General features: G+C 66.3%; 22 protein-coding genes and 1 tRNA gene. 6 read left to right on the top strand and 17 right to left on the bottom strand.

Features of this window, described 5'->3' with window-relative positions; all coding sequences use genetic code 11:
* Positions 1-9: 9 nt before the first annotated feature.
* Both V9K97_RS19525 and V9K97_RS19520 read right to left on the bottom strand, forming a co-directional pair.
* Complete coding sequence (locus V9K97_RS19525; protein ID WP_337320078.1) at positions 10-618, bottom strand: flavin reductase family protein; 609 nt, start codon at positions 616-618, stop codon at positions 10-12.
* A gap of 61 nt (positions 619-679) precedes the next feature.
* Entirely contained in the window at positions 680-1,660 is a 981-nt protein-coding gene (locus V9K97_RS19520; RefSeq protein ID WP_337320076.1) for a LysR family transcriptional regulator, read from the bottom strand.
* Positions 1,661-1,728: 68 nt separating this feature from the next.
* Between V9K97_RS19520 and V9K97_RS19515 the strand changes: the two genes are divergently transcribed.
* Positions 1,729-2,667, top strand: a complete 939-nt coding sequence (locus V9K97_RS19515; RefSeq protein ID WP_337320075.1) for a class I SAM-dependent methyltransferase — start codon at positions 1,729-1,731, stop codon at positions 2,665-2,667.
* A 230-nt stretch (positions 2,668-2,897) separates the two neighbouring features.
* On the opposite strand, the gene V9K97_RS19510 is transcribed toward V9K97_RS19515, so the two are convergent.
* The 8 genes from V9K97_RS19510 to V9K97_RS19475 all read right to left on the bottom strand — a co-directional run bounded on the left by V9K97_RS19510 (position 2,898) and on the right by V9K97_RS19475 (position 12,191).
* Complete coding sequence (locus V9K97_RS19510) at positions 2,898-4,376, bottom strand: N-acyl-D-amino-acid deacylase family protein (protein ID WP_337320073.1); 1,479 nt, start codon at positions 4,374-4,376, stop codon at positions 2,898-2,900.
* Entirely contained in the window at positions 4,373-5,284 is a 912-nt protein-coding gene (locus V9K97_RS19505) for a MurR/RpiR family transcriptional regulator (protein WP_337320072.1), read from the bottom strand. Before V9K97_RS19505 ends, V9K97_RS19510 begins: the two co-directional genes overlap by 4 nt.
* Positions 5,285-5,297: 13 nt before the next feature.
* Positions 5,298-6,614 (bottom strand): amino acid deaminase, encoded by a 1,317-nt coding sequence (locus V9K97_RS19500; RefSeq protein WP_337320070.1) that lies wholly within the window; start codon positions 6,612-6,614, stop codon positions 5,298-5,300.
* A 2-nt stretch (positions 6,615-6,616) separates the two neighbouring features.
* Positions 6,617-7,594 (bottom strand): ABC transporter ATP-binding protein, encoded by a 978-nt coding sequence (locus tag V9K97_RS19495; RefSeq protein ID WP_337320069.1) that lies wholly within the window; start codon positions 7,592-7,594, stop codon positions 6,617-6,619.
* Between the two features lie 148 nt (positions 7,595-7,742).
* Positions 7,743-8,780 (bottom strand): ABC transporter ATP-binding protein, encoded by a 1,038-nt coding sequence (locus V9K97_RS19490; RefSeq protein WP_126745584.1) that lies wholly within the window; start codon positions 8,778-8,780, stop codon positions 7,743-7,745.
* Positions 8,780-9,619 (bottom strand): ABC transporter permease, encoded by an 840-nt coding sequence (locus tag V9K97_RS19485; RefSeq protein WP_126745583.1) that lies wholly within the window; start codon positions 9,617-9,619, stop codon positions 8,780-8,782. Before V9K97_RS19485 ends, V9K97_RS19490 begins: the two co-directional genes overlap by 1 nt.
* Before the next feature lie 12 nt (positions 9,620-9,631).
* Positions 9,632-10,573 (bottom strand): ABC transporter permease, encoded by a 942-nt coding sequence (locus tag V9K97_RS19480; RefSeq protein WP_126745582.1) that lies wholly within the window; start codon positions 10,571-10,573, stop codon positions 9,632-9,634.
* A gap of 43 nt (positions 10,574-10,616) precedes the next feature.
* Positions 10,617-12,191 (bottom strand): ABC transporter substrate-binding protein, encoded by a 1,575-nt coding sequence (locus tag V9K97_RS19475; protein WP_337320067.1) that lies wholly within the window; start codon positions 12,189-12,191, stop codon positions 10,617-10,619.
* 187 nt (positions 12,192-12,378) lie between these two features.
* On the opposite strand from V9K97_RS19475, the gene V9K97_RS19470 reads away from it, so the two are divergent.
* The gene (locus tag V9K97_RS19470; RefSeq protein ID WP_055803740.1) at positions 12,379-12,765 is read left to right on the top strand and encodes a RidA family protein; all 387 of its coding nucleotides are present in this window, start codon (positions 12,379-12,381) and stop codon (positions 12,763-12,765) included.
* 19 nt (positions 12,766-12,784) lie between these two features.
* Here the strand turns inward: V9K97_RS19470 and V9K97_RS19465 are convergent, their stop codons facing one another.
* From V9K97_RS19465 to V9K97_RS19455, 3 genes are all read right to left on the bottom strand, one after another.
* Positions 12,785-13,378: an ATP-dependent Clp protease proteolytic subunit gene (locus V9K97_RS19465; RefSeq protein ID WP_258504452.1), complete on the bottom strand. Its 594-nt coding sequence runs from the start codon at positions 13,376-13,378 to the stop codon at positions 12,785-12,787.
* 93 nt (positions 13,379-13,471) lie between these two features.
* Entirely contained in the window at positions 13,472-14,233 is a 762-nt protein-coding gene (gene lolD, locus V9K97_RS19460; protein WP_337320066.1) for a lipoprotein-releasing ABC transporter ATP-binding protein LolD, read from the bottom strand.
* Complete coding sequence (locus V9K97_RS19455) at positions 14,226-15,482, bottom strand: lipoprotein-releasing ABC transporter permease subunit (protein ID WP_126745577.1); 1,257 nt, start codon at positions 15,480-15,482, stop codon at positions 14,226-14,228. Before V9K97_RS19455 ends, lolD begins: the two co-directional genes overlap by 8 nt.
* Before the next feature lie 88 nt (positions 15,483-15,570).
* Here V9K97_RS19455 and V9K97_RS19450 point away from each other — a divergent pair, with 88 nt between their 5' ends.
* The 3 genes from V9K97_RS19450 to V9K97_RS19440 all read left to right on the top strand — a co-directional run bounded on the left by V9K97_RS19450 (position 15,571) and on the right by V9K97_RS19440 (position 19,385).
* Positions 15,571-16,536, top strand: a complete 966-nt coding sequence (locus V9K97_RS19450) for a hypothetical protein (RefSeq protein ID WP_337320064.1) — start codon at positions 15,571-15,573, stop codon at positions 16,534-16,536.
* Positions 16,533-18,254: a single-stranded-DNA-specific exonuclease RecJ gene (gene recJ / locus V9K97_RS19445; RefSeq protein ID WP_337320063.1), complete on the top strand. Its 1,722-nt coding sequence runs from the start codon at positions 16,533-16,535 to the stop codon at positions 18,252-18,254. Before V9K97_RS19450 ends, recJ begins: the two co-directional genes overlap by 4 nt.
* Positions 18,255-18,362: 108 nt before the next feature.
* A complete protein-coding gene (locus tag V9K97_RS19440) occupies positions 18,363-19,385 on the top strand; it encodes an SDR family oxidoreductase (RefSeq protein ID WP_337320061.1) in 1,023 nt (340 codons plus the stop codon).
* Here the strand turns inward: V9K97_RS19440 and V9K97_RS19435 are convergent.
* The gene (locus tag V9K97_RS19435; RefSeq protein WP_337320060.1) at positions 19,360-20,148 is read right to left on the bottom strand and encodes a YoaK family protein; all 789 of its coding nucleotides are present in this window, start codon (positions 20,146-20,148) and stop codon (positions 19,360-19,362) included. The two genes, V9K97_RS19440 and V9K97_RS19435, sit on opposite strands and share 26 nt — an antisense overlap.
* Positions 20,149-20,300: 152 nt before the next feature.
* On the opposite strand from V9K97_RS19435, the gene V9K97_RS19430 reads away from it, so the two are divergent.
* Positions 20,301-20,702, top strand: coding sequence for a hypothetical protein (locus V9K97_RS19430; protein ID WP_258504446.1), 402 nt, complete (start codon positions 20,301-20,303; stop codon positions 20,700-20,702).
* A gap of 94 nt (positions 20,703-20,796) precedes the next feature.
* Here V9K97_RS19430 and V9K97_RS19425 read toward each other — a convergent pair.
* From V9K97_RS19425 to V9K97_RS19415, 3 genes are all read right to left on the bottom strand, one after another.
* A tRNA-Thr gene (locus V9K97_RS19425) sits at positions 20,797-20,872 on the bottom strand.
* Between the two features lie 34 nt (positions 20,873-20,906).
* Entirely contained in the window at positions 20,907-21,494 is a 588-nt protein-coding gene (locus V9K97_RS19420; RefSeq protein ID WP_337320058.1) for a ClpXP protease specificity-enhancing factor, read from the bottom strand.
* Between the two features lie 30 nt (positions 21,495-21,524).
* Complete coding sequence (locus V9K97_RS19415) at positions 21,525-22,136, bottom strand: glutathione S-transferase N-terminal domain-containing protein (RefSeq protein ID WP_062473683.1); 612 nt, start codon at positions 22,134-22,136, stop codon at positions 21,525-21,527.
* Positions 22,137-22,146 lie beyond the last annotated feature (10 nt).

Raw genomic sequence — 22,146 nt, 5'->3', positions numbered from 1 at the left:
TTCAAGAAACTAGGTTTGCACGGGCGCGAGCGGCCGCGCATCCACCGCGTCGCCATCGACAATGAAGTGCCCGCCCGCCACATGGTGCAGCGTGCGCAGGTCGTCATGCTCCGTGAAGTTCCAGCGCCCGTCGGCAAACACGCGCGAGTCGGCCTGCGCGGCGATCACCTCGCCCAGGAACAGGTCGTAGCTTTGCTGAATGTGCGGCTCCGGCAGTAGCCGGCATTCGAGCCACGCCACGCAGCCTTCCAGCAAGGGCGCCGTACCGGCGGTGCCGGCAAAAGTCTGCAGCCCGTAGGCCGCGAACTTGTCCCGCCCGTCGCGCTCGACGATCTCGCGGCCCGAGCTGTTGCCCAGCGCTTCCGTCAGGTCGAGCTGGGCGCGCGCGGGCACCTGCAGCGCAAAGGTGCCCGCGCCTTCGATCAGCGTTCGCGTCCACGTGCTCTTGTCGAGCACCACGGCCACCTTGGGCGGATTGAAGTCCAGCGGCATGGCCCAAGCCGCGGCCATGATGTTGCGCTGGCCGCCGTGCGCCGCGCTCACGAGAACCGTGGGGCCGTGGTTGATCAGGCGGTAGGCCTTGGCCAGGGGGACTGGTCGGCGGTGAATGGCGTTCATGAAGATTGTCGAAGAAAGGAAGGTCGAGTCGCGGCAAGCGACCCACGAAGACGGACATTCGTCATCTTCGTGCCAGAAGTGCGCGGTGCGACACCATTTCACCGCCGCGTGCTGCAAGTGGGCCAAAGCTCGCATCTTTCGACACGGAAGCAACGCAAGTCCGCAAGATCCGATGCGCCGGGTCGGCGTCGTCCCGCGGGTGCCAAGCCTGCAGCACTCGCTCGGCAGGAACCGCAACAGGCAGCTTGAAAATCTCCAAGCCGAGCCCATCCGCCACGGTTCGAGCCAACGATTCCGGCACACAGGCGACCAATGCCGAACGTGCGACCGCCATCAATGCACCGTAGCCACTGGGCACAGTCAATGCAATTTGTCTCGCAACGCCTATCTCGGCCAGAAGTCGGTCGACAGACTCCTTCGCCATGCCACGTTGGATGACAGCCACGTGTTGCTGGGCGGCGAAACGCTTTGGCGTAATGCGTGCCTTCAGCAGTTCATGTTCGGCCCGGACCACGCCGACAATCCGCTGTTCATAGAGCAGAGAACTCAGGACTTCGGGGCCCTTGTCGAACAAGGTCCCTACGTCCAGATCGATCCTGCCTTCGCGCAGCGCCATCGCATCGCTATTGCTTTCGGGAACGAAGCGCAGCCGCGCCAAAGGAATGTCTTTCCGAAGTGCAGCAAGCAATGTGGCGCCATAGACAATTCCCATCCCCTCGGGCGCCCGCACCGTGAACTCGCGCTCCACACGCGCCAGCGGTACGCCGCCATCCGGTTGCATCAACATTCTCGCTTCGGCGATCAGGCGGCGCACCGGCTCGCGCAAGGCATCCGCCCTTGGCGTCGGAATCAGCTTGCGGCCGGCTCTCACAAGAATCGGATCGCCGAGTGCGTCTCGGATGCGCGCCAGCGTATGGCTCATGGCGGGAGCACTCAGATGCATGCGCTGCGCGGCCCCTGCCACACTTCCTGCGCCCAGCAGTGCGTCGAGTGCGGCAAGTAGATTGAGATCCAATGAGTTCATTTTGTGCAGCTGAAGCATGAGAACAATGCACTGTACAGATTCGAGACCCTGGCTGACACTTCGCGCCCCAAAGCACGGAGACCCTTGTGAACCCTTCAGATGCCAGCCGCACCGCCGTTGCCACCTCGCTGATGCGAGCACTTCATACGCGGGGCGACCCAGTTCCGCTGTTGAACGATCCATGGGGCGACCGCCTGATTCCTGACGCGGTGCGAATAGCCCTGCGCGAGCGGGCATTGCAGAGCGTGGATGCATCCAGGCGCTTCGAAGTCGCAGAAGCGACCGACAAGATTCTCGACGCCGCGCTGCGCGCCAACCCTGCATATGCGGACGTAATCTTACGAAGCCGCTACACCGAGGATGCACTGAAGGCCGCCGTTGCGCAGGGCGTCGCACAGTACGTGATCATCGGTGCGGGTTTCGACAGCTTCATCTGCCGCCGTCCAGCTTGGGCCGAAGGGCTGACGATCTATGAGGTCGACCACCCCGCGACCCAGCGCATGAAGCGACAGTGCTTGCAGAGATGCGGGGTTCCCGAATCCGCCGACGTACATTTCGTCGAGGCCGACCTGGCCGTCGAAACGCTGGGATCGGCCCTGGGGCGATCCTCTTTCCAAACCATGCAGCCGACTTTCTTCTCGTGGCTCGGGGTCACCATGTATCTGACGCGGGAGGCTAACCTCGCCACTCTCCGCGCGATCGCTTCATATGCCCCCGCCGGAAGCGAACTGGTTTTCACCTATGTGGACGAGGCTATCTTGTGTGACGCCGATCACGAGGAAGTCGAAAGCTTCCGCAGATTGAGAAGCAAGGTGGCCTCCGTCGGCGAAGCGTTCCTCTCGGGTTTTGACCCGGCTACCTTGAAGGCAGTGCTGCTTGATGCTGGTTTGCTGCTGGTGGAGGACTTCGATGGCGACCATGCGCTCGCACGCTATGACGCGGCAGGGACTAGCGGCTTGCAGCCGGCCCGGGCCGCGCACATCGCGCACGCCCGCCTTGTCAGCGGTGCGATGTCCGCCCTCTGAATCCGCACGAGGCCCTATCAGGCGCACCGCGGCGCGGGGCGCTCCGGACCGATCCCGCCGACGGAGAAAACATTTGTTCAGAGTACCGATTGCCCTGCGACAAATTGAGAGCGCGCCCCAGTGCACAGGCCATCGGGTGCTCCACGCAGCGAAATAAAGGAGGAGGGCGAAGCCCGGGGGACATTCGCGGAGGGGAGTACCCGGTGGCCTTTGCACGCGCCCCGGATGAATTACGCCCTCAGCCCCCGGCTAAGCATCCGCCCCGCCCGAGCCAGCACCTTCGCCTCGGCGCCGCCGCCGCGATACGCCAGCACCCCATTCACGAACACCCGCTCCACGCCCAGGCTCACACCGTGCGGCTTGTCATAGGTTGCGGTGTCGGCAATGGTCTCCGGGTCGAACACCACCACGTCGGCCATGGCACCCACGCGCAGCAACCCGCGGTCGGCGATGCGCAGGTTGCGTGCGGTCATGCCGGTCATCTTGTGCACGGCCTGCTCCAGCGTGAGCAGGCGGCGCTGGCGCCAGTAGCGCGCGAACACACGTGGGAATGCGCCCCACAGCCGCGGATGCGGGTGGCGGTCGTGCGGGAGGCCGTCGCTGCCGATCATGGTGAGCGGATGCGCGATGACGCGCTCCACGTCTTCTTCCTGCATCTGGAAATAGCAGGCGCCGCCGGGCTTCAGGCGCAGGCACGCCTCCTGTTCGGTGGTGCCCCATTCGCGCGCAATGTCGGAGATGAGGCGGCCGGTCATCTCGGGGTGCGGGTCGGACCAGGTCAGCAGCACGTCGATGACGCCGTCGACCAGGTCTTCGCGCAGCACGGTGGAGCCGGCCACGTAGGGGTACACGTCCATCGAAATTTTCTGCCGCTCCGCCAGCGCCTCGATCAGCGGCAGCGTTTCCTTCGTGCGGCCCCAGTTGGCGGGGCCGGCGCATTTGTGGTGCGAAATGACGAGCGGCACGCCGGCGCTGAAGGCCGTATCGCCCGCTTCATGCAGCGCCTCGATGATCTGCTGCATTTCGCTGCGCAGATGCGTCGCGTAGACGCCGCCGTGCCTTGCGACGACGCGTGCGAGCGCAGTCACTTCCTCGGCGGGAGCGGCAAACGCTTCTTCGTAGAACAGGCCCGACGACATGCCATGCGCACCCTCGGCCATGCTGCTGTCGAGCAGCGCCGCCATCCGCGCCAGTTCGTCGCCGGTCGCGGGGCGGTCGAGCGCTTCCATCGCCGCGAAGCGCAACGTGGTGTGGCCCACCAACGCCGCGACGTTGAGCGCGGGCTGCGTCGCATCGACAGCCGCGCGGTACTCGGCCATGGTGGCGTGCTTGAACGACTCGGCGCCCAGCAGCGTGAGCGGCGGCTTGGATTGCGGCGTGCGGTAGGGCGCAAGCGAAATGCCGCAGTTGCCTGTCACCACGGTGGTGATGCCCTGCGATACCTTGGGCAGGCAGAGCGGGTCGCGCAGCACGATGGCGTCGTCGTGCGTGTGCGCGTCGATGAAGCCGGGGGCTATCACCTTCTTGCGGCAGTCGACGATCTCGATGTCGGCCAGAGCAAGGCCTTCGGGCAGCCGCTCACGCAGGCCTTCGCCAAGCGCAACGATTCGATCGCCCTGCAGCAGCACGTCGCCGGTCCATGACGGCCCGCCCGAGCCGTCGACCACGAGGCCGGCCTCGAGCAATATGGCTTTGGCTTCTCCGCTCACGATGCACGGCCCCCTGTATTGATGCCGCCGCCATCCCAGCTTTGCAGCGGATGTGTGGCGGCGTCGATGCCGTGGCGCTGGAAGGCCTCGCGCGCACGCTGCAGCCGTTGCACCGCGGGCTCGCCGCGCCGCTGCGCCACCAGCACCGTGAGAATCTCGATGGCGGTGAGGTGTGTCAGGTAGGCATCGATGCCCACGTGCATCACGGCGTCATCGGGCACGGACAGGCCCAGCAGAAAGTCGGCCTTCGCCGCCAGCGCGGTGTCCGGCCGCGTGAGCGCGACCACCTTGGCGCCCTGCCCGCGCGCGATGTCCACTGCGTCGAGCAGCGAAGGCATGCCGCCCACGTGCGAAATGGCGATGACCACGCCACCCGGACGCTGCGCCGCACCCGCCACCTGCTGCAGGTGGTAGTCGGCCCAGGCATTGGCTGAAAGACCGAGCCTGAAGAGCCGCGCCTGCAGGTCGTTGGCCATGAACCACGAGGTGGCGCCCGCACCGTACAAGTCGACGTGCGGCGCGGCCGCAATGGCGGCTACCGCTCCTTCGAGCACCTGCATGTCGAGCTGCCCGCGCACACGCGAGACCGAAGCCGCCGCGCTGCGCGCGATCTTGCTGACGACTTCGTCGGCCGCGTCCTCGATGTTCACGCGCCGGTGCAGCGGAGAGCCGCCCAGCGCGAGCTCTTGCGCGAGAGCGAGCTTGAACTCGCGCAATCCGGCGAAGCCCAGGTCGCGGCAGGTGCGCATGATGGTGGGCACCGAGCTGCCCGAGCGCTCGGCCAGCTGCTCGAAGCTTTCCTCGAGCGCGCGGTCGGGGTCTTCGAGGATCAGGTCGAGAATCGCGCGGCGCGTGGCAGGTGCGCTGCTGCGGATCTCGCCGATCTTCTGAAGCAATGAAGGAGTCATCGGTTGGCGTGGCTCAGAAGTGCATGGCGACGGCGTCGCTCACGCGGTAGTTCTCTTCGACCACCGGCATCCAGTGCCATTTGTCGAAGGTGGTGCAGGGGTGCGAAATGCCCAGGCCGACGCGGTCGCCCACCACGGGTGCCTGCGCTTCTTCGGAGGCGTCCCAGCGCAGGTAGGCGTGCTGGTCGTTCAGCGCGGTGATCTTCCAGCCGGCGGGAACGGGCTCCGCCTCGAGCATGCCGCGGGGCGCGCGTGCGATCGGCACCGGCATCGAGAGATCGAAGGAAATGTCGCGCTTGCCTACCGCAAGAATCGCCAGGCCAGGTTCGGGCCGCGATTGCACGGTGGCCCACACCTCCATGGCGGGGCGCAGGCTCTCGCCGCAATCGCAGCCCAGCCGCTCGTCGACCGCGCTCACCATGCGCTTGTAGAAGCCGTGGTCGTGCGTGACATAGCAGCCCGAACGCAGCAGGCCACGCACGGGCGAACCCAGCACGGGCTTCAAACGGCCGGCCACCAGGTCGAAGATGGCCGAGCCGCCGGCGGAGACCAGCACCTCGGGGGTTTCGAACAGCTGCTTGGTGTCGCAATGGCGTGCGATGGCTTCCACGCGGTCCATCAGCGTGGTGGCGTAGGCCGTGTCGGCGTCGCTGGCGCCGGTGGCACCCTGCCCTTCGTAGGTTTCGATGCCCACGAGCTTGACCGCGTCGCTCGATCGAAGGCGCGTGGCAAGCGCCACGGCTTCCTCATGCGTGCGGCAGCCGGTGCGCGCGCCTTCCACGCCAATCTCCAGCATCACGTCGAAAGGCACGCTCTCGGGATGGCGCTTCGACCAGTCTTCGATCAGCGCGAGCTGCGCCAGCGAATCGACCAGGAACACCACGCGCAGGTCGGCATGCGCCTGCAGCAGCAGCTGGATGCCGGCCAGGTCTTCGTCGCTGACCACCTGGTTAGCGATGAGCGTGCGGCGTGCGCCGGCCGCCACGCCCACGGCAAGCTGCGTGACCGTGGCAAAGGTCAGGCCCCAGGCGCCGGCGTCGAGCTGGCGCTGGAAGAGCTGCGGCGACATGGTGGTCTTGCCGTGCGGCGCCAGGTCGATGCCCCACTCGCGCACGCGCGACTGCATCCAGGCCAGGTTGTGCTCGAGCGCCTCGCGCTTGAGCACGGCCAGCGGCAGCGGCAGGTCGCCCGCGAGCACGTTCCAGCCCGCGGCGCCTACTTCGCTGCGGCGGCGCGGCGGCTGGGTGCGCGGGTAGCCCTTGAAGCTGCTGCCCAGCAGCGGGTCGTTGAAATCGTCGATGTTGTCGGTGGCGGCGGTGATGTCGGTCATGGTCATGCGGCATTGTTGGAGAGCAGCTCTTTGCGGATGCAGGCGCTGTAGTGTCCGACGGAAATCTCATCGAGCGGCGGCACGGTCTGAGCGCAGGCGTCGATGGCGTGGGGGCAGCGGGTGCGGAACACGCAGCCCGATGGCGGCGAGATGGGGCTGGGAATGTCGCCCTTGAGGGCGATGCGCTCGGTGGCAAGCGTCGGGTCGGGCTTCGGGCTCGCGGCCAGCAGCGCCTGCGTGTAGGGATGCGAGGGACGCGCGAACAGCTCGTCGGTCTCGGCCACTTCCATCACCTTGCCGAGGTACAGCACCACCACGCGGTCGCACAGGTACTCGACCACGTCGAGATCGTGCGAGATGAAAAGCATGGTGAGGCCTAGCCGCTCGCGCAGGTCGGCCAGCAGGTTGATGACCTGCGACTGGATCGACACGTCGAGTGCCGACAACGGCTCGTCGGCCACGATGAACTCGGGCTCGACCGCAAGCGCGCGCGCCACGCCGATGCGCTGTCGCTGGCCGCCCGAGAACTCGTGCGGAAAGCGGCTCGCATGCTCGGCGCGCAGGCCCACGGTTTCAAGCAGCTCGGCAATGCGCTTGTCGCGCGCGGCGGCGCCCTTGTGCAAACCGTGCGTGGACAGCGCCTCGCCGAGGATGGCGCTGATGCGCATCTTCGGGTTCAGGCTTGCATACGGGTCCTGGAAAATGATTTGCAGCTTGCTGCGCAGTTTGCGCATGCGCTCGCCCGAGAGTGCGCCGATGTCGTCGCCGCGGTAGAGCACCTGGCCATCGGTGCGCTCTACGAGCCGCAGCACGGTGCGGCCGATGGTGCTCTTGCCCGAGCCCGATTCGCCTACGAGGCCCAGTGTTTCGCCGGGGCGAATGGCGAACGACACATCGTCGACCGCGCGCACCGGGCGGTCGCTGCTGCCGAAGTATTTCTTGAGACTGCGGACTTCGATGAGAGGGGCGGCGGTGGTCATCGTGGACTTTCTCCCTCCCCTTCCGGGGGAGGGCTGGGGTGGGGGCACGCGGCCGTTTTATTGTTGCGACGGTCTCCACCGCCCAGAGCCCCCACCCCAACCCTCCCCCGGAAGGGGAGGGAGCAAGACGGGGTCAGCGGCGGGCGGCTCATGCAACCCTCGCAAGTTGCGCATCCGGCTGCACCCGAGTGCAGCGCACCTGGCGGTCTTGCCGGATATCGATGAGCGGAGGCATCGCCTCCTTGCACCCTGCCACCGCATGGTCGCAGCGCGGCTCGAACGCACAGCCCGGCGGCGGCGCAAGCGGGCTCGACACCTGCCCGCGAATGGCGAACAGCCGCTTGGGCTTGGGCTGCCCCGGCAGGCGAGCCTTGCCCGGAAGACAGGCCAGGAGCCCTTGGGTGTATGGATGCTCAGGCTGCGCGAACAGCGGCCGCACGGGTGCGCTCTCGACCACGCGACCTGCGTACAGCACCACCACATCATCCGCATGGTGCGCGACCACGCCGAGGTTGTGGGTGATGAAGAGGATGCTCATGCCCGTCTCGGCCTGCAGCCGGCGCATGAGTTCGAGGATCTGCGCCTGGATGGTCACGTCGAGCGCGGTGGTGGGCTCGTCGGCAATCAGCAGCGTCGGGTCGCAGGCCATGGCCAGCGCAATCATCACGCGCTGGCGCATGCCGCCTGACAGCTGATGCGGGTACTCGTGAATGCGCTGCGCCGCGGCCGGAATCTCGACCAGCTCCAGCATGCGCAGCGCATGGGCCATGGCTGCCTTGCGGTCGAGGCCCTTGTGCAGCCGCACGCTCTCGGCAATCTGCTCGCCGATGGTGAAGACCGGGTTCAGGCTGGTCATCGGCTCCTGGAAGATCATCGACAACTGGTTGCCACGCAGGCTGCGCATTTCGCGCTCGCCGATCTGCAGCAGGTCGAGCGACTTGCCTTCGCGGGTGACGAAAGAAGCCGAACCGCTGACCTGCGCATTCGCAGTCTTTGGCAAGAGGCGCATCAGCGTGAGGCTGGTGACCGACTTGCCCGAGCCCGATTCGCCCACCAGCGCCGTCGTCTTGCCGGGCTGGATCGAAAAGCTCACGTCGGCCACCGAGCGGATGAGGCCATCTTCGGTGGGAAAGCTGGTGCTCAGGTTGCTGACCTGGAGACGCGGTGTGTTCGTGGGGGTCGTCATCACAGCGTCTTCTTGAGCTTGGGGTCGAGCAGGTCGCGCACGCCGTCGCCCAGCAGCTGCAGCGAGAGCGCGGTAAAGATGATGGCGAGCCCCGGAAACAGCACCACCCAGAAGGCCTGGTGCGCGTACTGCTGGCTGCCCGCGACCATGGTGCCCCAGGTCGGAATTTCGGGCGGCACGCCGACGCCGAGAAACGAGAGCCCCGCCTCGGCCAGGATGGCGTAGGCAAAGATGAACGACACCTGCACGAGGATCGGCGACATCAGGTTGGGCAGGATGTGCCGCCACAGGATGCGCGAGGTGCGTACGCCCAATGCACGCACCGCTTCGACGAACAGCAGCTCGCGCACCACCAATGTCGAGGCCCGCACCACCCGCGCCACGCGTGGGGTGTAGACCAGCACCAGCGCCAGCACCGTGTTGATGAGCGAAGGGCCGAGTATCGCGACGAGCGCGATGGCCAGGAGGATGTCTGGGAACGACATCATCGCGTCGACCACGCGCATCAGCGGCGCGTCGAGGCGGCGAAAGAAACCGGCCATGAGACCCAGCACGGTGCCGGCGACGACCGCGCCGAGCGCGGTGAGCGCCGCAATCGCCAGCGAATAGCGCGCACCGTGCACGATGCGCGAGTACATGTCACGGCCCAACTCGTCGGTGCCAAGCAGGTGCTCGGCGCTCGGCCCCTTCAGGCGTTGCAGTACGGCGGTGTCGTTGGGATCGATGGAGGCGAACAGCGGCGCGCCGATGGCCATGACCGCGATGACCAGCAGCACCAGCGCGGAGACCATCACGATGCGTCGGTGCATCAGCTGGCGGAGCATTCGGGGCATTTGCATGTTGTTGTTCTCTCAAACCTTCACGCGCGGATCGACCACCGCATACAGCAGGTCGATGGAGAAATTGATCAGCACGTAGATCGCCGCGATCACGAGCAACGCGCCCTGGATCACCGGGTAGTCGCGTCGCAGCACCGCGCTCACCACCAGGTTGCCGACACCCGGCAGGCCGAATACGGTTTCGGTAATGACGGCGCCGCCGATCATCAGCGCGACCGTGAGGCCGATCACCGTGACGATGGGCACCAGTGCATTGCGCAGCGCATGCTTGAGCACGACCACGCTCTCGCTCAGGCCCTTGGAGCGCGCGGTGCGCACGTAGTCTTCACCGAGCACGTCGAGCATCGAGGCGCGCGTGAAGCGGATGATGAGCGCCGAGTTCAAGAGGCCGAGCACCGTGGCCGGCAATACCAGCGCATGCAGCCGCTCGGCGAACGGCGCATCGGGCGCGCCGTAGCCGGACACCGGAAACCAGCCGAACGACACTGCGAAGATCTGGATCAGCACGATGCCGAGCCAGAAGCTCGGAATGCTGGCGCCGAGCATCGCAATGCCTGTGAACAGCTGGTCGACGACGCGGCCACGGAACACGGCCGAGACAATGCCGCAAGGCACGCCGATCAGCGCCGCAATGGCCACGGCCATGAGCGCGAGCAGCGTGGTCGGTTCGGCCCGCTCCCACAGCGCCTGCGTGACCGGCCGCTGCAGGAAGATGGAGGTGCCGAGGTTGCCCTGCAGCACCTCGCGCAGCCAATAGCCGAACTGCACGGGCAACGGCTTGTCCAGGCCGTATTCCTTCTGCACGCGGGCAATGTCGGCGGCGGTGGCCTGGTCGCCCAGCAGCACCGACACCGGGTCGCCCGAGGCCGCGCGCGTGAGCACGAAGACGAGCACCGCCACGATGGCGAGCACCACCAGCATGCCGGCGGCGCGCGAAGCGATGTAGCGGATCATGGGGTGCAGTCTTGTCGAGCCGATGCGAAAGCGTACGGCGCCATTACTTGATCCGGGCGTTCCAGAAGAACGGCCAGGTGGCCGGCTGGTAGTTGTCGAGTGCCGGGCTCTTGGCCGAGAGGCCGTTGAACTTGCCGACGTTGATGTACGGCACTTCTTCGTAGACCACCTGCTGCACCTTGCCCCACAGCGCGCCGCGCTTGGCCGGGTCGCTTTCGACATTGAAGGCCTGCAGCGCCGCCTTCTTGGCGGGCGTGTCCCACCAGCCGGGCGCACCGTCGCCGAGTTGCGGAGGCGAGAGCATCGGCTCGGGGAACTGGCCCGAGTGGGTGACGTAGATGTCCCAGAGCTTGGGATCGTTGCGGCGCTGCACCAGCGTGGCCCAGTCGACCACGTTGAGGTCGACCTTGAACCCGGCGCGCTTGAGCTGCTCGGCCATCAGGAGCGACATGTTGTAGTGAAAGTCGTACTGGCGGCTGGTGAGCACGCGGATCGGCTCGCCCTTGTAGCCGGCCTTGGCCGCGGCCTCCTTGGCCTTGGGCGCGTTGCGTTCGTTGTACAGCGTGGCGCCGGCCGCCGAATAGAACGGCGAGCCCTTCGGAAAGTGGTTGCCCTCGGCCACGAAGAAGCGCGTGTCTCCAAAGCCGGCCGCGAGCATCTCGCCCTCGCCGAGCGCCGTTTGAATGGCCTGGCGGATGGCCTGGTTGGAGGCAACGCCTTCCTTGGTGTTGAGCACCAGGTACGGAAAGCCGAACGACGGCGTCATGATCGGCACGGTCTTGCCGCCAGCCTTCTCCAGCCGGGGCAGCGCCTCCACCGGCAGCAGGTCGGCAAAGTCGTACTGGCCGGCCAGGGCGCCTTCAACGCGCGTGCTCGCATTGGGCACGGGCACGAAGCGCAGTTCTTCAATCGCTGCTTCGCGCTTGCCGCCGTAGCCGCTTGCGGGCTCCTTGCGCGCGGCGTATTTGTCGAAGCGCGTGAGCAGCACGAACTGGTCGGGCCGGCGCTCCTTGAACTTGTAGGGGCCGGTGCCGACGAAATCCTTCAGCGGCGAGGCGATGGAGTCCTTGGCCATGATGGCGGCCATGCCGCTCGGCAACGCAAGCTGCGACAGCAGGGGCGCATACGGCGCCTTCAGCACGATCTCCACACCGAGCGGGCCCTTGGCCTTGAGGCTCTCGATTTCCTTGCCCACGGCCTTGCCGCGCGGCGACTGGTCCATCCAGCGCTGCAGGCTGGCGACCACATCGTCGGCCGTGAGCTCGCGGCCGTTGTGCAGCATCACGCCCTTGCGCAGGGTAATGGCGTAGGTCTTGCCGTCGGCGGAGATCTTCGGCATGGTCTCGGCCAGCATCGGCACCACGTTCCACTTGGCGTCGAAGGTGTAGAGCGTTTCGTACACGTGCTGCATGATGGTTCCGACCAGGTCGGCCGTGGAGGCCATCGGGTCGAGCGTCTGCGGCTCGGCGACCATCGCCAAGGTGGCGAAGTTGCGCGGCCCCTGGGCTTGGGCCTGCTGATGAGGCAGCGCGGCGCACAGCAGCGCGAGCAGGGAAGCGCCCAGCAGGCTGCGCTTGGACAGGTGCGGCAGGCGCTGGACAAGACCGGCGTGAGGCATGGGGAACTCCTTCATGGGGCGGGCAGGTTTGAAAGAAATTTTCTTTTCGGCCCGGACTTTGAAGCAGTATTCATGCCAAATCATCCGTGTTAACCCTTGTTTGAAAGGTTTTCTGAAACTAATTTTCAGATTGGATCGATACTGGCAATCCTCTTTTCTTCTTCTTTTTCACTTCAGGAGTTTTCCCATGCCGCTCGAATACCTCGGCGCCCCGCCCGTCGCCTCGGACCGCCAGGCCCGCCCCTTCTCCCCGGCCGTGCGCGCGGGCGATTTCATCTACGTGTCGGGCCAGGTGCCCGCCAATGCAGAGGGCGAAATCGTGGTGGGCGGCATCGAGGCGCAGACGCGCCAGGTGATGGAAAACCTGAAGAAGGTGCTCGCACTGGCCGGCGCCACGCTCGACGACGTGTGCAAGAGCACCGTGTGGCTGCAGGACGCGCGCGACTTTGGTGCCTTCAACCGCATCTACATGAGCTATTTCGGTGAAAACAAGCCGGCGCGCTCGACCACCGAGGCGCGCCTGATGGTCGACGCCAAGGTCGAGATCGACGTGGTGGCCTACAAGCCGAAGTAATCGGCCCGGGCTGCAGTTGCTACAGCAGCTCGGTCTTGCGCTGGATGATGCGCGAGACCAGCCCGTAGGCAACCGCTTCTTCGGCCGAGAGCCAGCGGTCGCGCTCGATGTCGGCCAGCACCACGTCGATCGGCTTGCCGGTTTCGCGCGCAATCTCATGCGCGATGCGGTGGCGGGCCTTGATGATCTCTTGCGCCTGAATGGCGATGTCGGTCGCCTGACCGCCCGCGCCGCCGCTAGGCTGGTGGATCAGGAAGCGGGTGTTGGGCAGGCACACGCGCCGTTCCTTCGGCGCGGCCAGGTACAAGTGCGTGGCGGCGCTGCCGACCCAACCGGTGCCGATCATGTTCACCGGGGCCGAAATGAAACGCACGATGTCGTGGATCGCATCGCCCGATTCCAGGTGGCCGCCGGGCGAGCTCACGAGAATGTCGATGGGTTTTTCGCTGCTGTCGGCGTCCAGCGCGATGAGCCTGCGCGTCACGTCGGCGGCCACCGAATCGGTGATGCTGCCGAAGATCAGCAGCGTGCGCGACTTGAAGGCTTTTTCTTCCAGATAGGAGTTGCGCGGCTCGGCAGTGGCAGCGGGCGTGGTGTCGTCGTCGGTTTCCATGATCAAGATGCACTCCTGTAGTTGAACGGCATCTTGCCGAACAGACAGACAGTTTCGCCGACATTGCGTGCACGCGTGGCAAGCGGCGTCAACTCAACCCGCCAGACGTCCCGCCACAAGTTGCAGCACGCGGTCGCAGCGCTTTGCAAGCTCCTGGTCGTGCGTGACCATCACGAAGGCGGTGCGGTGCTTGTGCGCGAGTTCGATCATCAGCGCGAACACGGTGTCGGCCGTGTTGCGGTCGAGGTTGCCCGTGGGCTCGTCGGCCAGCACGCAGGCTGGCTGCGTGACGAGTGCGCGCGCAATGGCCACGCGCTGGCGCTCGCCGCCGGAAAGCTCGGCTGGCCGGTGATGCAGGCGGCTGCCAAGGCCCACGCTTTCGAGAATCTTGGTGGCCGCAGCCGCCGCTTGCGCGGGCTCGGTGCGGCGGATTTTTAGCGGCATCGCCACGTTGTCGAGCGCGCTGAATTCGGGCAGCAAGTGGTGAAACTGGTAGACGAAGCCCAGGTGCTGGTTGCGCAGGCGCCCTTGCTCGGCCGCGTCGGCATGGGCGATGTCCTTGCCGAGCAGCTCGACTTTGCCGGAGGTGGGTGCATCGAGCCCGCCCATCAGGTGCAGCAGCGTGCTCTTGCCGGAGCCCGAGGCGCCGACGATGGCCAGCGTTTCGCCGGCGCGCACGTCCAGGTCGACGCCATGCAGGACGGTGAGGTCGATGCGCCCCTCATGAAAGCGCTTGGTGAGCCCGCGGGCCTTCAGGACGACGCCATTGGCGCCGGGCCGCCCCAAGCCAATGGGGGCCCCCTCGGGGGGCAGCGAGGACACGTCAGTGCCGAGCGTGGGGGTCCGTTCACTCATAGCGCAGGGCCTCGGCGGGGTTGACGCGGCTCGCGCGCCAGCTCGGATACAGCGTGGCCAGGAAGGCCAGGACAAGGGAAATGATCGCAATCGGCATGATGTCGCTGCGCTGCGGGTCGCTCGGCATCTTGCTGATCAGGTAGATGTCCTTCGGCAGGAAGCTCGCATGAAAGAGCTGCTCGAGCGCGGGCACGATCACGTCGATGTTGTAGGCAATGCCCAGCCCCAGCAGCAGCCCGGCCACGGTGCCGATCACCCCGACCATGGCGCCCTGCACCACGAAGATGCCCATGATGCTGCGCGGCGAGCTGCCCAGCGTGCGCAGGATGGCAATGTCCGCCCGCTTGTCGGTCACGGTCATCACCAGGGTGGACACCAGGTTGAACGCGGCCACCGCCACGATGAGCGTGAGGATGATGAACATCATGCGTTTCTCGACCTGCACGGCCGCAAACCATGTCTTGTTCTGGCGCGTCCAGTCTCGAATGAGAAACTGGCCCGGCAGCGTGACGGCCATCTGGTCGGCCACGTCGCGTGCCTCGTTCAGGTCCTTGAGCTTGATGCGGATGCCGGTGGGCCCGTCGAGCCTGAACACGCGCTGGGCGTCTTCCGCGTGAATCATGGCCAGGGCCGAGTCGTATTCGTAGTGGCCCGAATCGAAGGTGCCCACCACGGTGAACTGCTTGAGTCGCGGCACCACGCCCGCGGGCGTGACCTGACCGCCGGGAGCCACCAGCGTGACCTGGTCGCCGGGTTGCACGAAGAGCGACCGCGCGAGCTCGCCGCCGAGCACGATGCCGAATTCACCCGGCACCAGCTTGTCGAGCGTGCCCTTTTGGGCGGTGGTGGCAATGTCGGTGACCTCGGGTTCGAGCTTGGGCACGATGCCGCGCACCAGCGTGCCCTTCATGTCCTCGCCGCGTGCAATGAGCGCCTGCGTGGCAATGAAGGGAGCCGCGCCGACCACCTCGGGATTCTTGCGCGCCGCGGCCATGATGGCGTCGATGTCGGGCAGGGCCTGGCCGTCGCGCGAAAGTATTTCGATGTGCGACACGACGCCGAGCATGCGGTCGCGCACTTCCTTCTGGAAGCCGTTCATCACGCTGAGCACGATGATCAGCGCCGCCACCCCCAGCGCAATGCCGAGCATCGATACGCCCGAGATGAAGGAGATGAAGCCGTTGCGCCGTGTCGCCCGGCCTGCGCGCGTGTAGCGCCAGCCGAGTTGCAGTTCATAAGGAAGTCGCATATTTCCAGTTCTTTGACGCGCTTCCGGCGCCAAGGGCGCTTCGGGGCGTTGCATCCCCGGGATTGTGGCATTCCCGGACAATAGGGGAATGGCCGAACCTCTCCCACGTCATCTGTTGATTCCCTTTGCCGGCCGCGGTTCCCCTGCATGCCGCGCCGCGCTGCCATCGCTTCGGCTGCCCAACCTCGAGTCCCTGCTCTCCCGGCTCTCGCTGGTGGAGACCGCTACGCAGGACGAAAGCACGCGCTCACCGCCCCATGAAAGGGCGCTGGCCGCGGCGCTGGGTATTTCCGCAGCCGACGGCTGCATTCCCTGGGCCGCGCTCGAGGCCAGGCAAATCGGCATTGCCGAGCCCGGCGACCGCGAAGGCTGGGGCCTGGTGTCGCTGTGCAACTGGCAGGTGGGCATCGACGACGTGGTGCTGGGCGACCCCGCCGCCATCGAGATCGACGCCGCCGAATCGGCCGCGCTGCTGGCTGCCGCCCATCCTTTCTTCGAGGAAGACGGCATTGCGCTGCACCCCTCTTCCACCCCCGGCCGCTGGCTGGCGCGCGCACGCATCTTCAACGGCCTGGCAACGGCATCTATCGACCGTGCGGTGGGCCATCCGATTTCGCAGTGGTCGCCGCTCGCCGAAGCCGCGCGGCCGCTGCGCCGCCTCCAGAATGAAATGCAGATGCTGCTCTACACCCAGCGCGTGAACGATGAGCGCGCCGCCCGCGGCGTGCCGCCGATCAACTCCTTCTGGCTCAGCGGCACCGGCGCGCTGCAGGCGGACCCTGCTCCCGCCAATCCCGCGCCCACCGTGAGCGACGCGCTGCGCGTGGCCGCATTGCGCGACGACGGGCCAGGATGGGCACAGGCGTGGCAAGCGCTGGATGCGGGCCCCGTCGCCGACCTGCTGGCCGACTACACCGCGGGCGCCGACATCACGCTCACGCTGTGCGGCGACCGTGCGGCGCAGCGCTATGCGGTGCAGCAGCGCGGCCTGGTGGGTTGGGCCAAGAGCCTGTTCGACCGGCCACGCGCCGCCAACGTGCTCGAGGGCCTATGAAAATCATCGCCAGAGACATACCGCCCCGCTCGGTCTGGGCGCTGGAGCAGGCCGGTGTACACCCCTTGCTGGCCCGCCTTTTTGCCGCGCGCGGCGTGCTGGCCAAGGACGAGCTCGACGACGGCCTGGCGCGCCTGCTGCCGCCCGATACGCTGCACGGTACGCGCGAGGCTGCGGTGCTGCTGGCCGATGCCATGGCGCAGGGCAAGCGCCTGTGCATCGTGGCCGACTACGACTGCGACGGCGCCACTGCCTGCGCGGTTGCCGTGCGCGGCCTGCGCCTGCTCGGCGCAAAGAACGTGAGCTACCTGGTGCCCGACCGCGTGGTCGACGGCTACGGCCTCACGCCGCCCATTGCCGAGCGCGTCGCAAATAGCGGCGCCGACATGCTGATTACCGTGGACAACGGCATTGCCAGCGTCGAAGGCGTGGCCGCCGCCAAGGCGCGCGGCCTGCAGGTGCTGGTGACCGACCACCACCTGCCCGGCCCCGAACTGCCGGCCGCCGATGTGCTGGTGAACCCCAACCAGCCCTGCTGCGGCTTCGAGAGCAAGAGCATTGCCGGCGTGGGCGTGATGTTCTATGTGCTCCTGGCGCTGCGCTCCGAGTTGCGCACGCGCGGCGTGTTCACGGCGGCCACGCAGCCCAAGCTCGACGTGCTGCTTCCGCTGGTGGCGCTTGGCACCGTGGCCGACGTGGTGAAGCTCGACGCCAACAACCGTCGCCTGGTGGCGCAGGGCCTCAGGCGCATTCGCGCTGGCGCGCTGCCGGCGGGCATTGCGGCCCTGTTCAAGGCGGCGGGGCGCAATGCTGCCGTGGCCACCACTTTCGACTTCGGCTTTGCGCTCGGTCCACGCATCAATGCGGCCGGGCGCCTCGCCGACATGACGCTGGGCATCGAATGTCTGCTGACCGACGACGCCGGCCGAGCCGACGAGCTCGCGCGCATGCTCGACGGCATCAACCGCGAGCGGCGCGACATCGAGGGCGGCATGCGCGACCAGGCGCTGATGTTGGCCGAATCGCTGTTCGGCCCCGATGCGAAGGGCGGCGAAGCGCCGCCCGCCGCCATCAGCGTGTTCGACGCGGAATTCCATGAGGGCGTGGTCGGCATCGTGGCCTCGCGCCTGAAAGACCGTTTCCATCGCCCGACCTTCGTGTTTGCCGCGAGCGGCGCACCGGGCAAGGAGCACGAGCTCAAGGGCTCGGGCCGGTCGATTCCGGGCTTTCACCTGCGGGATGCGCTCGACCTGGTGGCCAAGCGGCATCCGGGCGTGCTGCTGCGCTTCGGTGGCCATGCAATGGCGGCGGGCTGCACCGTGGCGCGCGAGAAGTTCGAGGTGTTCGAGCGCGCGCTGGCCGAGGTGGCCCACGAGTGGCTCGACGCAGCCACGCTGACCCGGCGCCTGGACACCGACGGACCGCTGGAGCGCGAGTACATGCGCATCGACCTCGTCGACACGCTGCACCGCGAGGTGTGGGGCCAGGGCTTTGCGCCGCCCACCTTCAGCGAGGAAGTGGAGGTGGTGTCGCAACGCCTCGTCGGCGAAAAGCACCTGGCGCTCAAGCTGCGGCACCAGGGCCACCCGGTCGACGGCATCTGGTTCGGCCATACCGATCCGCTGCCCGCACGCGTGAAGCTCGCCTTCAGGCTCGATGCCGATGAGTGGCAAGGCGTGCGCCGCGTGCGCTTCCTGGTCGAGGGCGCTGAAATTTAGCTCGCCCCTGCTTCGCGCGACACGGCGGGCATGCGGTCGGGACGGATTCCTACGCGAGCGAGGCCGGGGAGTTTTACGGTGGTCATTTGCATGAGGAGCCAAGGCACCATGAAATCGACCACCGCATCACCTCCCAAATCCGCCAAGTCATCCAAGTCCGCGGGACCCGCCCAGACGGCGGCCAAGCATCGGGAAGTCCAGCGCGCGCAAGATGAAAAGGACAGCGCGAAACCCGCTGCCAAGAAGTCCAGCCAGCCTGCGCAGGCAGGCTCTCGCCCGCAGCCGGCCAACCCGATGCCGGCACAGCACCTGAGCAAGCCCGGCCAAGAGGCGGACATGACGCTGCGCCCGCGGTTCGAGGCGCCGGACTACCAGGGCAGCGGCAAGCTCGAGGGCATGACGGCACTGATCACCGGAGGCGACTCGGGCATTGGGCGCGCCGTGGCGCTGCTGTATGCACGCGAAGGCGCCGACGTGGCCATCGTGCACCTCGATGAGGACGAGGACGCGGAGGAAACCCGGCGGCACGTGGAGGACGAAGGCGCACGCTGCATCGTGATCAAGGGCGACGTCTGCGATCCGGCGTTCTGCCGGGAAGCGGTCGACAAGACGGTCGAAGCCTTCGGCAAGCTCGACATCCTGGTGAACAACGCGGCCTTCCAGCTGCATGCGGCATCGATCGAGGACATTACCGATGAGCGCTTCGACCTGACGCTCAGGACCAACGTGTTCGGCTATTTCCAGATGGCGCGTGCCGCAGTGCCGCACCTGGGTCAGGGCTCGTCGATCATCAACACCGGTTCGGTCACCGGCCTCGAGGGGAGCGCGCACCTGCTCGACTACTCGACGACCAAGGGCGCGATACACGCGTTCACCAAATCACTTGCCAGCAACCTGCTGCCCAAGGGCATCCGCGTGAATGCGGTGGCGCCGGGCCCGGTGTGGACGCCCTTGAACCCGGCGGACAGCCCGCCCGAAAAGGTCAAGGACTTCGGCAAGAACACCGACATGCAAAGGCCGGCACAGCCCGAGGAGCTCTCCCCCGCCTATGTGTTCCTGGCCGCGCCGAGTTGCGCCAGCTACATCACCGGCATCGTGCTGCCGATCACGGGCAGCGTGGGCGCGGTTTGAGTGCCGCCAATAGTTTCTGCAGTGTTCTGGACCGCGGCACGTCCTGCACCAGAGGCGGCACCGAGACGGCCAACAGCAATGCCGCGAGCGGCACCACGCATACGAAGCCGAGATAGCTGAAGCCGAGTGCGCCGACGATCCCGCCCAGCACGAACATGCCGATCAGCCCGCCCGCCGCCTGCATTTTGCGGCGGTTGTGGCGCACCATCGCCCGCTCGGGCGTTACATGGCGGTTCCAGTAGAGCAGCTTGCCCAGTTCCATGCCCACATCGGTGATGTTGCCCGTCATGTGGGTCGTTCGAATGCTGCCGCCGGAGGTCTTGGAGCCGACCGCGTTCTGCAAGCCCATGATGAATGAGAGCAACAGCACCGTGAGCGGCACCGCAAACGGCGTGGGCCATGTCAGGGTGATGGCCCCGATCAGGCCGAACGGAAACATGAGCGCCGCCTCGAGCAGCAGCGGTACCGCATAGACGCTGCGCAAGCGATGCTGGCGGCCCCAGTTCACGAGAATCGCGCAGACGGCTGCCCCCGAAAGAAACGCCAGGATGGCTCCCAGCGCATTCAGCAGCAGCTTCGTGTTGCCCAGCACCAGGCTGTCGGCGAACTGCGACGCGAAACCCGTCATGTGCGACGTATACATGTGCAGCACAAGAAAGCCTCCCGCATTGACCGCGCCGGCATTGAAGGCCAGCAGAAGCCCGAGCACCCGGTTCGTCGAAGGGGCGCGGTGGCGGTGGGTAAGAAAGCGGAGTCTGCGCATCGGCGTGCAACTTGCGCTTTCGACTCTAGCACCCGGCAGGAGCAACGGCCCCGGGCTATCACGCTTTCGATATGGCGCCACCTGGGAATGCGCTGACTACACTTTGCACCGGTCTGCGTTGTGCATACGTGTTCACATATTCAAAGGTTCCGATGAAAGTCTCTGCTCTTCTGATCGCCGCCGCGCTCGCCGCGTCTGCCGTGCCGGCCGTGGCACAGGTTTCGGTCAACATCAACCTGCCCCTGGTCCAGGTTGCGCCTCCCGCGCCTCGCTATGAGCCGATGCCGGGCCCCAGGTCCGGCCAGGTGTGGGTGCCGGGACACTGGCAATGGAACCAGCGCGCCTATGTCTGGCGCGCCGGCTTCTGGCAGGCTGCACGGCCGGACTACGCCTATGCGCCCGGCCGCTGGGTTCAGGCGGACGGCGGATGGCGGTGGATGGAAGGCAACTGGCGCCGGGCGGAGAGGCCTCGCCACGCCGACCATGGCGGCGACCACGGCGGCGGCGGGCACGCGCATTGCCCACCGGGACAAGCCAAGAAAGGCCGTTGCTGATTTCTGTCGGCCGCCGAAAAATGAAAAGGGGCGAGAAATCGCCCCTTTTTGCTTACCGGCCAAGGCAGATGCCTTTTCCGGGATCTTCGATATATGGTGCCGCTTGTCGGAATCGAACTGACGACCTTCCGCTTACAAGGCGGGTGCTCTACCAACTGAGCTAAAGCGGCACGAATCCTGGGATTTTAGCGGTGCGAAATACGCCTACTTCACGCGCTTGAGCGAGGGGCGGTTGCCGCCACCGGCTGGAGGGCGCGGCGGCTCGTCGTGCGGCTCGGAGGATGAGCCGGAATCGTCGCCGACATCGACCATTTCATCCGCGTCTTCACCTGTTACCAGGTGCACGATCTTGCCGGCATCGCCTTCGGTACCGCGAGACGCATCGCGCAGCGGCATGCGCGCGGGCCCCTGGGGCGAAGGCGCCGCGGCGCCCGTGGAAGCACCGCCCTCTGCGCCGCTGCCTGCCGGCACGGGAGCCGGAAAGGCCATGCCCTGCCCGTTTTCGCGCGCATAGATCGCGATCACCCGGCCCACGGGCACGATGATCTCGCGCGCGCTGCCGGCAAAACGGGCCTTGAACTCGATGAAGTCGTTGCCGAGCTTGAGCGAACTGGTCGCGTCGAAGCTGATGTTCAGCACGATCTCGCCGTTCTTCACGTACTCGCGCGGCACCTGGACGGTGTCGTCGACCTGCACCGCGACATAAGGCGTAAACCCGTTGTCGGTGCACCATTCATACAGCGCCCGAATGAGGTACGGGCGGGTGGAGGACGACTCGAGCGCGTTGATCATGAAAGACAGCGGAGAACGATTGACGCAGTTTTACTTGCGCATGACCTTTTCGGAAGGCGTCAGTGCTTCGATGTAGGCCGGGCGCGAGAAGATGCGCTCAGCGTACTTCAGAAGCGGCGCCGCGTTCTTGCTGAGGTCAATGCCGTAGTAGTCAAGGCGCCAGAGCAGCGGCGCAATGGCCACGTCGAGCATCGAGAAGTTGTCGCCCAGCATGTACTTGTTCTTGAGGAACACGGGTGCGAGCTGCGTAAGGCGGTCGCGAATGTGCGAGCGGGCCTTTTCGAGCGCCTTCTCGTTGCCCTTGGCGGTGCGGTTCTCGAGCGTGGCCACGTGCACGAAGAGTTCCTTCTCGAAGTTGAGCAGGAACAGGCGCACGCGGGCGCGGTCGACCGGATCGCCGGGCATCAGCTGGGGATGCGGAAAGCGCTCGTCGATGTACTCGTTGATGATGTTCGACTCGTACAGGATCAGGTCGCGCTCGACCAGGATCGGCACCTGGCCGTACGGGTTCATCACACTGATGTCTTCGGGCTTGTTGTAGAGGTCGACGTCGCGGATTTCGAAATCCATGCCCTTTTCGAACAACACGAACCGGCAGCGGTGGGAAAAGGGGCAGGTCGTTCCTGAATACAAGACCATCATGGCGAGAGAC

The sequence above is a fragment of the Variovorax sp. CCNWLW186 genome, from assembly GCF_037203865.1.
GTDB lineage: Bacteria > Pseudomonadota > Gammaproteobacteria > Burkholderiales > Burkholderiaceae_C > Variovorax.
This window is presented reverse-complemented; position numbering and strand designations above follow the sequence as displayed.

Coding starts and splice junctions, on each gene's coding strand:
- V9K97_RS19525 (WP_337320078.1), bottom strand. CDS start 618: ATGAACGCCATTCACCGCCGACCAGTCCCCCTGGCCAAGGCCTACCGC.
- V9K97_RS19480 (WP_126745582.1), bottom strand. CDS start 10,573: ATGATCCGCTACATCGCTTCGCGCGCCGCCGGCATGCTGGTGGTGCTC.
- V9K97_RS19450 (WP_337320064.1), top strand. CDS start 15,571: ATGGCCGAACCTCTCCCACGTCATCTGTTGATTCCCTTTGCCGGCCGC.
- V9K97_RS19505 (WP_337320072.1), bottom strand. CDS start 5,284: ATGACTCCTTCATTGCTTCAGAAGATCGGCGAGATCCGCAGCAGCGCA.
- V9K97_RS19520 (WP_337320076.1), bottom strand. CDS start 1,660: ATGCTTCAGCTGCACAAAATGAACTCATTGGATCTCAATCTACTTGCC.
- V9K97_RS19500 (WP_337320070.1), bottom strand. CDS start 6,614: ATGACCGACATCACCGCCGCCACCGACAACATCGACGATTTCAACGAC.
- V9K97_RS19455 (WP_126745577.1), bottom strand. CDS start 15,482: ATGCGACTTCCTTATGAACTGCAACTCGGCTGGCGCTACACGCGCGCA.
- V9K97_RS19465 (WP_258504452.1), bottom strand. CDS start 13,378: ATGGAAACCGACGACGACACCACGCCCGCTGCCACTGCCGAGCCGCGC.
- V9K97_RS19495 (WP_337320069.1), bottom strand. CDS start 7,594: ATGACCACCGCCGCCCCTCTCATCGAAGTCCGCAGTCTCAAGAAATAC.
- V9K97_RS19470 (WP_055803740.1), top strand. CDS start 12,379: ATGCCGCTCGAATACCTCGGCGCCCCGCCCGTCGCCTCGGACCGCCAG.
- V9K97_RS19420 (WP_337320058.1), bottom strand. CDS start 21,494: ATGATCAACGCGCTCGAGTCGTCCTCCACCCGCCCGTACCTCATTCGG.
- V9K97_RS19485 (WP_126745583.1), bottom strand. CDS start 9,619: ATGCAAATGCCCCGAATGCTCCGCCAGCTGATGCACCGACGCATCGTG.
- V9K97_RS19415 (WP_062473683.1), bottom strand. CDS start 22,136: ATGATGGTCTTGTATTCAGGAACGACCTGCCCCTTTTCCCACCGCTGC.
- V9K97_RS19440 (WP_337320061.1), top strand. CDS start 18,363: ATGAAATCGACCACCGCATCACCTCCCAAATCCGCCAAGTCATCCAAG.
- recJ (WP_337320063.1), top strand. CDS start 16,533: ATGAAAATCATCGCCAGAGACATACCGCCCCGCTCGGTCTGGGCGCTG.
- lolD (WP_337320066.1), bottom strand. CDS start 14,233: ATGAGTGAACGGACCCCCACGCTCGGCACTGACGTGTCCTCGCTGCCC.
- V9K97_RS19435 (WP_337320060.1), bottom strand. CDS start 20,148: ATGCGCAGACTCCGCTTTCTTACCCACCGCCACCGCGCCCCTTCGACG.
- V9K97_RS19430 (WP_258504446.1), top strand. CDS start 20,301: ATGAAAGTCTCTGCTCTTCTGATCGCCGCCGCGCTCGCCGCGTCTGCC.
- V9K97_RS19475 (WP_337320067.1), bottom strand. CDS start 12,191: ATGCCTCACGCCGGTCTTGTCCAGCGCCTGCCGCACCTGTCCAAGCGC.
- V9K97_RS19490 (WP_126745584.1), bottom strand. CDS start 8,780: ATGACGACCCCCACGAACACACCGCGTCTCCAGGTCAGCAACCTGAGC.